This is a genomic window from Alkalibaculum bacchi (genome assembly GCF_937875145.1).
In the GTDB taxonomy this organism is placed as follows: Bacteria; Bacillota; Clostridia; order Eubacteriales; family Alkalibacteraceae; genus Alkalibaculum; species Alkalibaculum bacchi_A.
Window position 1 is genome coordinate 1 of sequence record NZ_CALNCS010000191.1, and the last position, 13,923, is coordinate 13,923.

14 protein-coding genes and 1 tRNA gene are annotated in these 13,923 nt (G+C 33.6%); 9 read left to right on the forward strand and 6 right to left on the reverse strand.

Annotated elements, in window-relative coordinates; translation table 11 throughout:
- The 7 genes from Q7P22_RS11130 to Q7P22_RS11160 form a co-directional block, all read left to right on the forward strand.
- Positions 1-380: ABC transporter substrate-binding protein (locus Q7P22_RS11130; RefSeq protein ID WP_303864167.1), on the forward strand; the 380-nt coding region annotated here is incomplete at its 5' end.
- A 484-nt stretch (positions 381-864) separates the two neighbouring features.
- Positions 865-1,737, forward strand: coding sequence for a branched-chain amino acid ABC transporter permease (locus Q7P22_RS11135; protein WP_303864169.1), 873 nt, complete (start codon positions 865-867; stop codon positions 1,735-1,737).
- A 2-nt stretch (positions 1,738-1,739) separates the two neighbouring features.
- Positions 1,740-2,747, forward strand: a complete 1,008-nt coding sequence (locus tag Q7P22_RS11140; RefSeq protein ID WP_303864171.1) for a branched-chain amino acid ABC transporter permease — start codon at positions 1,740-1,742, stop codon at positions 2,745-2,747.
- The gene (locus Q7P22_RS11145; RefSeq protein WP_303864173.1) at positions 2,747-3,505 is read left to right on the forward strand and encodes an ABC transporter ATP-binding protein; all 759 of its coding nucleotides are present in this window, start codon (positions 2,747-2,749) and stop codon (positions 3,503-3,505) included. The genes Q7P22_RS11140 and Q7P22_RS11145 overlap by 1 nt, the downstream gene beginning before the upstream one ends.
- Before the next feature lie 14 nt (positions 3,506-3,519).
- Positions 3,520-4,227 (forward strand): ABC transporter ATP-binding protein, encoded by a 708-nt coding sequence (locus Q7P22_RS11150; RefSeq protein WP_303864175.1) that lies wholly within the window; start codon positions 3,520-3,522, stop codon positions 4,225-4,227.
- A gap of 566 nt (positions 4,228-4,793) precedes the next feature.
- A complete protein-coding gene (locus tag Q7P22_RS11155) occupies positions 4,794-6,191 on the forward strand; it encodes an MFS transporter (protein WP_303864176.1) in 1,398 nt (465 codons plus the stop codon).
- Positions 6,192-6,356: 165 nt separating this feature from the next.
- The gene (locus Q7P22_RS11160; RefSeq protein WP_303864178.1) at positions 6,357-6,557 is read left to right on the forward strand and encodes a hypothetical protein; all 201 of its coding nucleotides are present in this window, start codon (positions 6,357-6,359) and stop codon (positions 6,555-6,557) included.
- 261 nt (positions 6,558-6,818) lie between these two features.
- Here the strand turns inward: Q7P22_RS11160 and Q7P22_RS11165 are convergent.
- Positions 6,819-6,895: transfer RNA gene (locus tag Q7P22_RS11165), tRNA-Lys, on the reverse strand.
- Between the two features lie 258 nt (positions 6,896-7,153).
- Between Q7P22_RS11165 and Q7P22_RS11170 the strand changes: the two genes are divergently transcribed.
- Both Q7P22_RS11170 and Q7P22_RS11175 read left to right on the forward strand, forming a co-directional pair.
- Positions 7,154-8,548 carry an SLC13 family permease gene (locus Q7P22_RS11170; protein WP_303864180.1) on the forward strand — a complete coding sequence of 465 codons (1,395 nt, stop codon included), beginning with the start codon at positions 7,154-7,156 and terminating at the stop codon, positions 8,546-8,548.
- A gap of 264 nt (positions 8,549-8,812) precedes the next feature.
- Positions 8,813-9,424 (forward strand): molybdenum cofactor guanylyltransferase, encoded by a 612-nt coding sequence (locus Q7P22_RS11175; RefSeq protein ID WP_303864182.1) that lies wholly within the window; start codon positions 8,813-8,815, stop codon positions 9,422-9,424.
- Between the two features lie 16 nt (positions 9,425-9,440).
- Here Q7P22_RS11175 and Q7P22_RS11180 read toward each other — a convergent pair whose 3' ends face one another.
- The 5 genes from Q7P22_RS11180 to thrC all read right to left on the reverse strand — a co-directional run bounded on the left by Q7P22_RS11180 (position 9,441) and on the right by thrC (position 13,767).
- Positions 9,441-10,142 (reverse strand): TetR/AcrR family transcriptional regulator, encoded by a 702-nt coding sequence (locus Q7P22_RS11180; RefSeq protein ID WP_303864183.1) that lies wholly within the window; start codon positions 10,140-10,142, stop codon positions 9,441-9,443.
- Between the two features lie 240 nt (positions 10,143-10,382).
- Entirely contained in the window at positions 10,383-10,610 is a 228-nt protein-coding gene (locus Q7P22_RS11185; protein WP_303864185.1) for a DUF2892 domain-containing protein, read from the reverse strand.
- 194 nt (positions 10,611-10,804) lie between these two features.
- On the reverse strand, positions 10,805-11,242 hold the full coding sequence (locus Q7P22_RS11190) for an ACT domain-containing protein (protein ID WP_303864187.1): 438 nt from the start codon (positions 11,240-11,242) through the stop codon (positions 10,805-10,807).
- A 171-nt stretch (positions 11,243-11,413) separates the two neighbouring features.
- A complete protein-coding gene (thrB, locus tag Q7P22_RS11195) occupies positions 11,414-12,301 on the reverse strand; it encodes a homoserine kinase (protein ID WP_303864189.1) in 888 nt (295 codons plus the stop codon).
- A complete protein-coding gene (thrC, locus tag Q7P22_RS11200) occupies positions 12,301-13,767 on the reverse strand; it encodes a threonine synthase (protein ID WP_369695529.1) in 1,467 nt (488 codons plus the stop codon). The genes thrB and thrC overlap by 1 nt, the downstream gene beginning before the upstream one ends.
- Between the last annotated feature and the right edge of the window lie 156 nt (positions 13,768-13,923).

Below are 13,923 nucleotides of genomic sequence, written 5' to 3' on the forward strand. Positions count from 1 at the left end.
GTGTAGATGGCTGGGATAGCTTAGAAAAAGATTACGCAGAACAAGTAGAAGGATATTACTTTGTAAATCACTTTGCAAAAACAGATTCAGATAAAGTGGTTCAAAACTTTATCTCAGGTTATCAAAAAAAATACGATGCTGAGCCAAATTCATTTGCGGCATTAGGATATGATACAGCTTATATATTAACAGAAGCAATTAAAGCGGCAGGTAGCACAGATAGCCAAGCAATTTTAGACAAACTTGTAGAAACAGAGCACAAAGGCGTAACTGGTAATATCCGCTTTGATAAAAAGGGAGATGTTTCTCAAAAGGATATCACAATCATCCAACTCAAAGACGGGAAGCATGAATTACTAGAAAAAATCGTAGTAGAATAATATATACATCTATAAAAGGTGTCTCTAATTCGAGGCACCTTTACTTATGGTTCATCCTGCATGGGCATAGTTAATAGGTGAAAATTTTATTGAGAGATACAAAAGTCCGTTCGAGTCGTAGTATCGAAGAAGTCTATGAACATAGATGAAGAAAAGGATTCGACGGTTAGACTAGAAAATATCACCTTGTCTAAAGTTCTTGAACTTTCAGAATATTTGTAATAATATGTTCATATTGTTTTCATTTTATCTTAGCATAATAATGTACATGAATTAGCGATAAAACGATTCATAGATAAGTGGAAGATTATAACTAGGGTAAAATATGTATTAATAATTTTATAATTCAGAATATTGTATTATAATAGTATGGAAAACAAAATTCTACATATTACTCCATAAGAATTTTAGGAAGCACTTTTAAACATACGGTTTTATAAGGAGTAGGTTTCGCTAAATAACACTAATGAAAGGAGGAGTAAACATGGTATTTATTCAACAATTAATTAACGGTCTTCAAGTAGGAAGTATTTACGCAGTAATTGCTTTAGGTTATACAATGGTCTATGGGATTATTAAATTAATAAACTTTGCTCATGGAGAAATTATGATGATGGGTGCATATTTTGCTTTTATACTAGCTTTAGTAGGGGCCCCTGTATGGGCAATTTTTCTGATTTCAATGACCCTTACAGCTCTATTAGGTATGGCAGTTGAGAGAATTGCGTACAAGCCTTTAAGAAATTCTCCAAGAATATCGGCTTTAATTACAGCTATAGCTATGAGTTATTTATTGCAAAATATAGCTCTTCTCATATTTGGAGCGGATCCAAAAGTAATGCCATCGATTATTCCAAATAAACCAATTAATATTGGAGGTTTACAAGTCAGCAATATTACTATAATTACATTTCTTGTCTCGGTACTATTTATGATTCTGTTGACCCTATTTATTAACAAGACAAAAGCAGGAAAGGCAATGAGAGCTGTTTCTGAGGATACGGATGCTGCTATGTTAATGGGTATTAATGTAGACAGAACCATATCTATAACATTTGCTATTGGCTCTGCACTAGGGGCATTAGGTGGGATTTTGTACGCAGTAGCATATACTCAAGTTCTTCCAACTTTAGGTGTTTTACCTGGTTTAAAAGCTTTTGTGGCAGCTGTTTTAGGAGGAATTGGAATTGTGCCTGGAGCTATGCTTGGCGGATTTATACTAGGATTTATAGAGACATTGGCAAAAGCTTACATATCTAGTCGCTGGTCTGATGCAATTGCATTTAGTATTTTAATTGTAGTATTGTCTGTAAAACCGACAGGCATCTTAGGTAAAAATACAAGGGAGAAGGTGTAATTGTGGCAGGCAAAAATAAGAAGTCTAATGTGATCAATCTAATAGCTATCATCCTTGTATTTGTTCTATTAAACATACTTACGACGAGTGGAATAGTCAGCAGATACTTTGCAGGTATACTTGTTACATGTTTTATTAATATTGTAATGGCAAGTAGCTTAAATCTTACAGTAGGCTATTTAGGTCAATTGGCCTTAGGGCATGCTGGATTCATGGCAGTAGGTGCCTATGCTTCTGCATTGTTTTCTATAGCTATTAATGAAATGGGAATGCCTGCAACGATACAGTTAGTACTTTCCTTGATTGTAGCAGGAATTATAACAGCAATTATCGGTTACCTTATAGGTTTGCCAGCGCTACGGTTAAAAGGTGATTATCTAGCGATTATTACCCTTGGTTTTGGTGAAATTATTCGAGTAGCTATTAACAATTTCAAGTTTACAGGTGGAGCACAGGGTCTTACAGGAATTCCTAAGATTGTCAATTCAAACAACTCTTATTGGGTTACTATCGTGGTTCTCGTAGTATTGTATACCTTAACGCGTTCAAGGCATGGTAGGGCTATGAAATCAATCATGGAGGATGAAATTGCTTCTGAAGCAGTGGGGATTGATACTATAAAATTTAAGGCTTTAGGATTTACGATTTCTGCATTTTTTGCAGGTGTAGGAGGTGGATTGTATGCACAATACACTGCTTTTCTAGATCCTTCTACTTTTGGTTTTATGAAATCTGTAGAGATACTTACTATCGTTATTTTAGGAGGTATGGGCAGCCTTACAGGTACAGTAGTAGCATCCTTTATACTGACACTTCTTCCAGAACTTCTTAGGGATTTTGCAGAGTACAGAATGTTACTTTATTCCGCCGTATTGATTATTATGATGATTTTTAGACCTCAAGGAATCTTAGGAACAAAGGAATTCTCTTTAACAGGTGCATTAAGAATTCCGGCAGCAATACGAGAAAAGAAAAGAGCACAAAATGATGCAGAAGGGGGAGATCTCTAATGGCATTATTAGATGTAAAAGACTTAACCATTAAATTCGGGGGTCTTACTGCTGTAGATGGGTTTGAAATCTCCATTGAAAGTGGAGAACTTAGGGGTTTAATAGGGCCAAATGGTGCAGGTAAAACGACTGTATTTAATATGTTAACAGGTGTATATCTTCCGACTTCTGGAAGCATTGTTTTAGATGGTAAAAATGTAGTAGGAAAACAGCCTTATGATATCGTAGAAGCTGGAGCAGCTAGAACCTTTCAAAATATTCGATTATTTAAGGAGCTTACAGTAGAAGACAATGTCAAGATAGCCTATCATAAACAAATGAAATATAATATTATAGATGGCATCTTCCGACTGCCCTCTTATTGGAACGAAGAAAAGAAAGCTCATAATTATGCAATGGAGCTCTTAGATATATTTGACATGAGGCAATCAGCGCAAAGTTTAGCGAAGAATCTTCCCTATGGAAAACAGCGTAAGCTTGAGATTGCACGAGCTTTAGCTACCAATCCAAAGATTTTATTACTTGATGAGCCTGCTGCTGGAATGAATCCACAAGAAACAAAAGAGCTCATGGAGACTATATACTTAATTCGAGATAAGTTTAAGATTGCCATTCTCTTAATTGAACACGATATGAATTTAGTAATGGGCATTTGTGAAAAGATTACTGTAATAGATTATGGAAAAATAATTGCAGTTGGTGATCCAGATCAAATAAAATCCAATCCAAATGTAATCAAAGCTTATTTAGGCGAGTAGGAGGAGGGCAACAGATGTTAGAAGTAAAAAATCTTAATGTACACTATGGCAGTATACACGCTATTAAAAATATAAGTTTTGACGTAAAACAGGGAGAAATTGTAACCTTAATTGGAGCCAATGGAGCGGGGAAGACCACCATACTTCAAACTTTGTCTCGAATGATTAAACCTACTGACGGAATGATTCTTTTTAAAGAACAGGATATCGAAAAAGTCAGCCCACAAAAGATGGTCTCTATAGGTATGGGCCATGTACCAGAGGGCAGACGAATTTTTGCCCAAATGACTGTACTAGAAAATCTTGAAATGGGAGCTTATTCAAGAAAGTCAAATAAAGCAGAGTTTAGCAAAGATTTAGAGTTGGTATTTAAAAGATTTCCTAGGTTAAAAGAGCGGATAAAACAATTAGCTGGTACTCTTAGTGGTGGAGAACAGCAGATGTTGGCCATTGGTCGAACGATTATGTCTCATCCAGAACTAATTTTATTAGATGAACCTTCTATGGGACTTGCTCCGATTTTAGTAGATGAGATCTTTAATATTATTGAAGAAATCAATAAAACAGGAACTACAATTCTACTTGTAGAGCAAAATGCCAATAGAGCCTTACAAATTGCTGACAGAGGATATGTTCTGGAAACAGGAAAAATCGTCATCCAGGGAGATGCAAAAGACTTGATTGAAAATGATGATATTAAAAAAGCGTATTTAGGTGGCTAGTCACCTAAATACGCTTTTTTTTTTGTAAGTTCTATGTATCTAAGTTGTAAGTAAAACCTTTGCCACCAATGGTGACTCATAGATTTTGTTGACCACCTGACTATCTAAAATAAAATTAGACTAAAATATTCAATCCTTCCACGGCCAACATTATAGGCCATTTTCTTTTATTTCTTTAAACTCTTCATAACCAATTTCTTTGAATCGATCCCTAAGCATTGTCAAATCCTCCTTTAATTAAATTAATATCATTAAATTATAGGATATAAGGACTATTAACTCGACATAAATGGTATAATATACTGTAATTACAAAATAATATGCGTAATAATTTGTAATATTTTGTTGACAACCTATATTATAAATATTATAATAAACTTAAATTCATATTATTAGTTATATATAAAATTTTATAAAGAGAGGGGCGATTCAAAGTTACGTATAAGTAAAGAATGTGATGAAAACGTTTTACTTTCAGTATGTATTTCATCTAAGCTATTTATCTTAAAATAGCACGCACATGTTTTGGCAATTCTTTTTAAAATATATTTTAATGGAGGTATCTTATGGACAACTCGAAACAAACAAAGAAACCCTTAAGTAAGGCATTAAAAACCTTTTACGGGGTTGGCGACTGTGCATTTTCGTTGATGACAAGTGTTGAAAACTACTTCTTCCCATTTTTCTTAACGAATCTTGCACAATTTGATTTAGGTTTAGCTGCACTTATCCAAACGATTACTAGTGGAGTTGACGCTGCGATTTCTTGGATTTATGGAGCAATTATTGATGGATCAAAACCTATGAAATGGGGACGATATCGCTCTTGGTTAATTGCATTACCATGGATTGTGCCTATACTCTACGCTTTACAATTTGTGAAGTTTGGAAACAATGCACTTAATGCGGTTACAATTATTATTGGATTCTTAGCTAGTCATATGATTTGGAATATTCCTTATGTTGCGAATGTATCTCTAATTACATTAGCTGCACAAACACCAGAAGACAGAGCTCAATTAACAGCGACAAGAGGCGCATGGGCAAATATGTCTAGGGTATTATTCCCTTATGTAGGTATTCCAATGGCATCTTTCTTTGCAGGAATAATTGGAGAAACAAATCAATATGCGGCAACAGCTTTTGTTTTAGGTTGTATTATGGCTGTTATGTATTACGTTCACTTTAAAATGTTTGATGGATACGAAGAAGTTGGTGTTGATACGAATGCAAAGAGCAAAAAAGCGGATAAAATGAGCGGTGGAGACATGGTTAAGTCACTATTCCAAAATCCTCCATTACTTATACTATTAATTGCTGATGTATCAAAATATCTATTTAACTTCCTTTTAGGTGGTATCGCTGTTTATTACTTTACATATGTTGCACAAAATCCGGCTTTATTACCAACTTATATTTTTATTGCCAACATCTTAGGTGTAATAGGCTCTTATGTAAGTAAAAACTTTTCTAAAGTATTATCAACTCGAACAGCTGCAATTGTATTCTTTGTAATCACAGCAGCAGTTTTAATAGCTGCAAAGTTACTTTGGGCATCTGTATCTGTTTATGTAGTTATTATCTTATTAAGTATTGGCCAGTTCTCATATGGTGTAAACTACTCTTTAATCCCTGCGCTATACGCTGACTGTGTTATTTATAGCGAATGGAAAACAGGTAAAAAAGCTTCTGGTTGGATTATGGGTCTTCAAAATCTACCATTAAAGGTCTCTATCTTATTAAGAGGTTTAATCATCTCTGCAGTACTTGCATCTGCAAACTTTACACCAGATATTGATCCAGCACAAGCAAGTGATGCATTGAAAAATGCCATTACAAATGGATTTATGTTAATACCAGCAATATTCTCTCTTGTTAGTGCAGTACTATTGGTTATAGGATTTAAAATCACAAGAGAAAAAGTTGTTGAATATCAAGAAGAGATTAATAGCCGAACAGTATAATAAATGATCTGAAAGTATATTGTACATGCATAAATAAATAGGAGGATGGTATCTTTTAGAAACCATCCTCCTTTCAACTAAAAAGATAAAAGAAATTATTATAATTTTATATCTATATAAAAGCATTTCTAAAGTTATAAGACATTATTTGTAGAGGGTGTTATTATGGGGAAATTTATTAAATTCTTAAAAAGTAAAGAGATTAGAGTACATCTTATTACTGCAGCCATTGGATTTATCATAGTTCTAATCGGATCTTTTTTCGTAGAATCTAAGAACATGTCCTTTACTGTAAATATTATTGGAACCATACTCATGCTTACTTCTACTCAGGAGATTATGAATAAGGTACCTAAAAATAAGTGAGTATAAAAAAAGTCCTTAAACAAAGATTTAAGAACTAATGCGAGTTATTTTATTTTGGTGCTCCCTCTGGGACGTATCCGCTAGCGCGTCTACCCTCCTCGCTCGCTTAAGGCTCGCTCAGAGATTTCTTCACTATTCAATATGCATTTAGCATATTGAATTGCTTCGCATCGTTTGGAAACCCTCTCAGGGTTCGAGTCCCATGGTATAAAAAAAGTCCTTAAACGAAGATTTAAGAACTAATGCGAGTTATTTTATTTTTGGTGCTCCCTCTGGGACTCGAACCCAGGACACCCTGATTAAGAGTCAGGTGCTCTAGCCAACTGAGCTAAGGAAGCGTATTTCGGAACAAGAATTATTATACTATGAAATAAAAAATAATGCAAGTAAAATATTAGGAAAAATGGAAACCTAGACGATCTAGTAGATTAAAATTTTATTGTAAAAAAATAATTTTTTAAATTATATATTGATTTTATTGGTCGGGTATAATATTATACTTATATAAAAGTATAAAGTGGGAGGCTGATTTACAATATTGGTATACATTAATTGACGTTAAATGTATAAGACAAAAAATAAAAGGGGTGTTTTAGATGAAGAAAACCCAGTTATTAGGGATTATTTTAGCAATAACAATTTTAATCGCAATGAATTTTATACCAGCTCAGGGTACATTAACTGAGGCGGGAGTACGATCAATAGGCGTTCTTTTGGCAGTATTGGTTTTACTAATTATGGAACCATTGCCAATAGGAGTAACTTGTTTTCTCGCAATTGCGTTGATGGTAGTGTTTAAAGTAGCAGCGGATATACCTGCGGCTGTAAGTGGATTTACGAATGCAATCGTATACTTTGTATTAGTTTCTTTTGGACTATCAACGGCTATTACCAAAGTACCACTATCCACTCGACTGTTGAAAAAATTGATGTTAATGTTCGGGAAAAATGTAAACATGATTATATTTGCCATTATGCTATGTTCTGCAATTTTATCATCTGTGATATCAAATGTGGCGACGACAGCTGTTTTCATTCCATTAGTATTAGGGTTTTTAAAGATCTATAAAGATGAAGATGCTAAAAAGAAAACAGGTAAAGCCATAATGATCGGTCTTCCAGTTGCTAGCATGATTGGAGGTATGATTACTCCAGCTGGTTCATCATTAAACCTAATGTGCATTAATTTATTAGAGCAGGCTACAGGAATAAGAATTACTTTTGTCCAATGGATGACTTTCGGAATTCCTTTAGTAATTATCATGTTGCCTATTGCTTGGCGGATTATCTTAAAGGTTTACAAACCAGTAGAATTATCCCAAGATGATATAAAAGCCTATATTAATGGTCTTGAGGTTCCAGATAAGATCGGTTTTCAAGAACTATATGTATTAGTCTTAATGATTGTTTTACTTGTATTGTGGATTTTAAGTTCCTGGTATCCAATGTTCAATGTAACGTTAGTAGCGATAATAGGATTTGTCTTCTTGTTCTTGCCTAAAATACAGATACTTACTTGGACAGAATACATAAACGACGTAAGTTGGGCTGCCTTTTTCTTAGTAGGTACCATCATATCTGTAGGCAACAATTTAGTAGCAAACGGTGTCAGTGACTGGATTGTCCAAACATTAATGCCAAGCTCTATTAATCTTCCACTATTTGGAATAATATTTATGATAGGTATTTTGATTTTCTTAATGCTAATCGTCGTTCCAGTGGCTCCCGCTCTTATAACAATGCTTGTAGTTCCGCTAGTAGGATTAGCAGCAAATATCGGGGTTAGCCCAATTATTACCATTATGACTTTGGGATTGTGTGTATCAAATTGTTACTTATTGCCTCTAGATACGGTTCCATTATTGACCTATATGACAGGGTATTATAAAATGGGAGAGATGGCTAAATCTACAGCCATTATCCAAGTGGTATTAGCAGCATTTGTAGCAATATGGGTTCCACTAGCAGGTATGTTATTAGGTATTTTATAATAAAGCGCCTTTGGTGCCTTATTTCTAAGTTGTACGTTCTACGTAAAAAATTGAGCAGTCGTTAAATGGTAGTTTAACAACCGCTCAATTTTTTTTCGCCTATAGGCAAGCTTTTGCATTTAGCTTTCTGTTTTTACGCTTGGGCATTCCACTTTCTACCTTACGCGTTTTTATAGTTTAAAAACTATTCATTCACGCAATTTCTTGTTATAATAGGATAAACATTAGGAAAAGATATTAAGACACTTACGAAGGGAAAGGCTTATGAACAAATTTGGAACAGCTATTTTACTAGCAGGTGGGAAGAGCAATAGGATGGGTTTTGATAAGCAACGATTAAAGGTCAATAATATTTCATTAGTAGAATATATTATAAATAGATTACATACAGTATTTGATGATATCTTAGTTGTTACAAATAATTCGGAGTACTATTCTACTTTACCTTGCCGAACTGTTCAAGATGAAATACCAGGTTTTGGACCATTAAGTGGGATACATGTAGGATTAAAAATGGCTAAAAATCAATACGCTTATGTTATGGCTTGTGATATGCCCTATATTAATTTCGATTATATTGAATACTTGAAAAATAGAATGGAACAGGTATATTGTGATGCCTGTGTTACAGTATTTAATCAGGAATGGATCGAGCCTTTTCATGGATTTTATTCAAAAAATTTAATAAGTCCTATAGAGGAGTACTTAAAAAGTGGAAAAAGGTCGGTTTTTGGACTCCTCAAGAACTTTAACAGTATTTATATCGAGGAAGAGATCGCCCGGGAATATAGCCCTAATTGGGATCTGTTCCTAAATATCAATACAAAAGAAGATTTACTCGAATTAGAAAAACAGTGGAGCAACCTAAAGATTTAGCATGGAAGAACTATTATTAGATTACCAATGGCTTATTTATCAATGAATTGATTTGATATATTTCAAAATGTTTTCCAAATTCGATATTAAAATTTTGGTACATGTCATAAGACGTTTTAACGATATCATCAATATCCTCATCAGATAATTTCATAAATTTGTATAAGTTGCGTATTTTGTATTCTATAAGCTCTTGTATGGATAAATCTAAGTAGTTTTCCACATATTTTTCTACAAGAGCCATAGTGATTGCAGCAATACACACTCTGATGAGTTTGACTTCTTTTGGAGAGATGTCTAAATCATAAATATTAACATGTAAACGATAGAAAAAGTCGATGATATCCGTTCTCTCATCTACTAGGATATTTTCCTGACATATTTCGTAATAAAATCGCCTATAATTTTCATTGGTGAGAAAGCCACTCATAAAGACCCAATTTTCTGCTGCTGTACCGTATTTTAGTTCGTAATAATTGTAGATTTTATTCATTTTTATCCGAACTAAATCTTTGACCTCTAATAAACTATTAGCGTAAATAATAGACGCAATATTTTTTTTCGTTTTAAAATGATAGTGTATAAGGCCAAGATTTACATCTGCTAATTCACAAATTTCTTTACATGAAGTTCCTTTATAACCCTTTTCATAAAAGAGTTTTTTACTAGCATCTAAAATTTTCTTTTTTGTTTCTGCACTTTTTTTATAACTTGCCATATGTAGTCTCCTTTTGTATATTATACCATAAAAATACTTTGAAAAATTATAAATTTATTAAAATTATACAAATACAATATTGATTAAAATCAAATAGTTTTAAAATCTAAAATATAGACTCAAAAGCAAAAAAATAAAATACTACAGAAATAGAAATACAAAAGAGGGCTAAAATTTAGCCCTCTTCTAAAATAGTTAATCTATCTTTATAATTAATTGTATTTACTTATTCTATTAATATTATTTGCGGATTAGCTCACGAACAGTTCCCATAATATTATCGCTTTTCTTTGTAGATATTCCCATAAAATAATACATAGGACAGAAACCTGTAATTCCTTCTGCAGTCTTCATAGCACCTAAAGTAATCATAAACTTTGATTTTTTGCATATCCCCATGCCAAACATAGTAAGCCCACAGGAAAGTCGAGCATAAGCGTCAATAAAGCCAATATTTTTTCGAACCAAAATAACCCCTCCATTTCTCAAAACTTTATAGTATTGTTTGAAGTATTGAAGAAATTATGCATGAGCTAGGTCATAAGTATTTCTCTAGGTTAATTTTTTTCTCATGTGCATTCCTTTGGGGGGCAGCAATCAGTTTAAAGCATTCCTCTTGGGTCTTATAAGGTGGCTATAGTGCTGATCGCTGGTTACTATTATCACTCTATGGCTATAAGCTTTGCTGAAGCTACCCCTTTTAATTCAGTAAGAGTTTCAATGAGGCGTTGAAGGGTTATGGATAAGTCTAGTATATCTAAAGTAATGGATACGATGGCATTGTCATTTATAGGAATATCTTGATTGATTGTCAGGATGTTTCCGTTTTTATCTGCAATAATATTTAAAATATTAGAGAGTACTCCTTTATGGTGCTCTAATACAAGAGATAAGGTTGCTTTTCGACCTCCTAATTGATTTGAAGGGACGAAGATATAGTCTTTATACTTGTAATAAGTACTTCTACTTATGCCAACTTTTTTTACAGCTTCACTTACACCTTTTACTTGATTACTGTCTATAAGCTTTTTAGCCTCAATTACTTTATCAAAATAATCAGGAAGTATTTCTTTGCTTATGATTAGATATTTTGTTATCATTTTACATCACCTTAATCCAGATAATCCGTAGATCTTTTAATTGAATATGAAGTTGTACTTTTTGAATTAACTACTATTTAGGTCATCCCTATATGCAAAAGTTGCACCGTTGACCTATGAGATTTGACCTTAGATCACTGCTGATGGCAAAGTGCCACAGGCACTTTGTCATCATACTTGAGTCCATTTTGCGCCATTATAGTCAATATCTACTTGTTGAATCATCCATTTTGATTTTAATCCACCTAAAACAGCTGGTATATTTCTTTGGAATTGTTCAGTATTTTCTACAATGCAGAGAAGGCTTGGTCCCGCACCACTTAAAAAACAGCTAAGGCCACCGTTACCTAATACTTTTTCCTTGATAAAGTCAAAGCCTGGAATCAATTCCTTACGATAAGGTTCATGCAATTGATCTTTTGATACAAGACGTAAGGTATCCTTATCTCCATCCATTAGAGAAAGCACCATTAAGGATGCATTGGCAATATTAGTGGCAGCATCTTTAAATGGGACTTGCTCAGGTAATACAACTCTAGATTGGCTCGTAGGCAATGTAAAGTCGGGAATGAGTACATAAAAACTGTAACGATCAGAAACTCGAACTTTTTTGTGAAAAATACGGTTTCTAGACGTGGTAGAAATATTTAATCCTCCAAAAAAAGCAGGAGCTACATTATCTGGGTGTCCTTCGATACCTACAGCCATTTCTAGGAGCTTTTCTGTGCTGTAGGGCTGACCAAGGAGTAGATTGGCTCCTATGAGACCAGCTACAATGCAAGTAGCGCTACTACCTAATCCACTGCTAAGGGGAATATGAGTTTCAAATTTTATGTATAGACCCCTTGGAACATGCTCCCCTTTATAATAATCATTAAATAAGGCCATGGCAGAGGTATATACTAAATTATTTTTATTGTTTGCAATCTCACAGTTTTCAAAAATCAAATCATCTGCATAATCAATGAAAAAGTGGTTATATAAATTTAATGCCAGACCAAAAGAATCAAAACCTGGACCAATATTTGCGCTAGTAGCAGGTACACTTATCTTATACATTAAAGTAAAATTTCTCCTACAGTTTCTTTCATCTTGTCTGATGGAATGACTTTTTTATGAAGAACTGCAGAATCTTTTAATTTTTTAATTGGCTCAGGAATTGTAAGACTTGTCTTTTCGGCTAACTTATCGATCAATTCATATACTTCTAAATCGCTATTTTTAAAGATGGACTCATATACTGCTTCTGGGAATTTAAAAGGGCTGGCTGTTGACAGTATAATATTTGTCCTTTCATCAGATGTATTCTTCACATAGTCTTCACATACTTTGTAGGCTACCGCTGTATGAGGATCTAAGACATAATTGTATTCTTCATAAACTTGACCTATGACCTTTTTTGTAGATTCTTCGTCAGAGTAAGAGCTATAAAAGAGCTCTGAAATAACAGATTTCATCTCTTCGGGAACAGTATAGCTGCCCTTGGTATTTAATTCCTTCATTAAATTGACGATAAGTTCTTGATCATTATTACTAGCGTGGTACAACATTCGTTCAAAATTACTAGAGATCAATATATCCATTGATGGAGAGATGGTCTTAATGAAGTCTCTGTTTTTATTGTAGGTTCCTGTTTTAAAGAAATCGTGGAGGACATTGTTAGAATTAGAGGCGCAAAGTAGTTTGTGAATAGGTAGTCCCATTTTCTTTGCATAATATCCAGCTAAAATATCGCCAAAATTACCTGTAGGAACAGTAAAGTTGACGGAATCGTTTAATGCGATAGCGCCTTTTTGAACTAATTCCATATAGGAGCTAAAATAATAAACCACTTGAGGAAGAAGTCTACCAATATTAATGGAATTTGCAGATGACAATATAATCTTCTCTGATTTTAGTTTTTCTTTAAACTCTTTATTATTAAATATTGATTTTACGCCATTTTGCGCATCGTCAAAATTACCTTCAATCCCTAATACATAAACATTGTTTCCTACTTGAGACGTCATTTGCTTTTTCTGGATATTGCTTACCCCTTCTGAAGGGTAAAAGACAATGATTTTTGTGTTTTCTACATTTGCAAATCCTTCTAAAGCTGCTTTACCAGTATCACCAGAAGTAGCTGTTAAAATGACAATTTCATCTTCTACATTTTGTAGTGTTGCTGAAACTTGAATAAGGTAAGGCAATATGCTTAGTGCCACATCTTTAAAGGCTAAAGTAGGACCGTGAAATAATTCTAAAATATGGTGATTGCCGAGGCTCACCACAGGAGCTACTTGGGGCACTGAAAACTTATCATAAGCTTTACCTATAATGTCTTTTAAATAATCTTCATCAAATTCAGGAAGATATTTAGAGAGAATAGAGTAACAAATTTCTTTATAAGATTTATGGACTAAACTTTTTAGGTCCATTTGAGGAAAAACAGTTGGTACGAATAGTCCACCTTCATCGGATATACCTTTTAGTATGGCCTGAGAAGCTGTCATTGTTTTGTCTGAACGAGTACTTTTATAAGAAATGTTCATATTAACCTCCAAAAATATTATTGTTTTATTCTATTGTCTATGATAAAATGTTTCTAAAATAAAAACAAGTGTTTTCGAAATAAAAACATAAAATATTTAGGTGGTGTTGACGTGAAGATAGGATTGTTAGGTCTCGGTACTGTCGGGACT

Excerpts from the sequence above, each read along its gene's own strand:
- Q7P22_RS11155 (WP_303864176.1), top strand. The coding sequence starts at position 4,794 with ATGGACAACTCGAAACAAACAAAGAAACCCTTAAGTAAGGCATTAAAA.
- Q7P22_RS11170 (WP_303864180.1), top strand. The coding sequence starts at position 7,154 with ATGAAGAAAACCCAGTTATTAGGGATTATTTTAGCAATAACAATTTTA.
- Q7P22_RS11150 (WP_303864175.1), top strand. The coding sequence starts at position 3,520 with ATGTTAGAAGTAAAAAATCTTAATGTACACTATGGCAGTATACACGCT.
- Q7P22_RS11135 (WP_303864169.1), top strand. The coding sequence starts at position 865 with ATGGTATTTATTCAACAATTAATTAACGGTCTTCAAGTAGGAAGTATT.
- Q7P22_RS11160 (WP_303864178.1), top strand. The coding sequence starts at position 6,357 with ATGGGGAAATTTATTAAATTCTTAAAAAGTAAAGAGATTAGAGTACAT.
- Q7P22_RS11145 (WP_303864173.1), top strand. The coding sequence starts at position 2,747 with ATGGCATTATTAGATGTAAAAGACTTAACCATTAAATTCGGGGGTCTT.
- Q7P22_RS11175 (WP_303864182.1), top strand. The coding sequence starts at position 8,813 with ATGAACAAATTTGGAACAGCTATTTTACTAGCAGGTGGGAAGAGCAAT.
- Q7P22_RS11180 (WP_303864183.1), bottom strand. The coding sequence starts at position 10,142 with ATGGCAAGTTATAAAAAAAGTGCAGAAACAAAAAAGAAAATTTTAGAT.
- thrB (WP_303864189.1), bottom strand. The coding sequence starts at position 12,301 with ATGTATAAGATAAGTGTACCTGCTACTAGCGCAAATATTGGTCCAGGT.
- Q7P22_RS11190 (WP_303864187.1), bottom strand. The coding sequence starts at position 11,242 with ATGATAACAAAATATCTAATCATAAGCAAAGAAATACTTCCTGATTAT.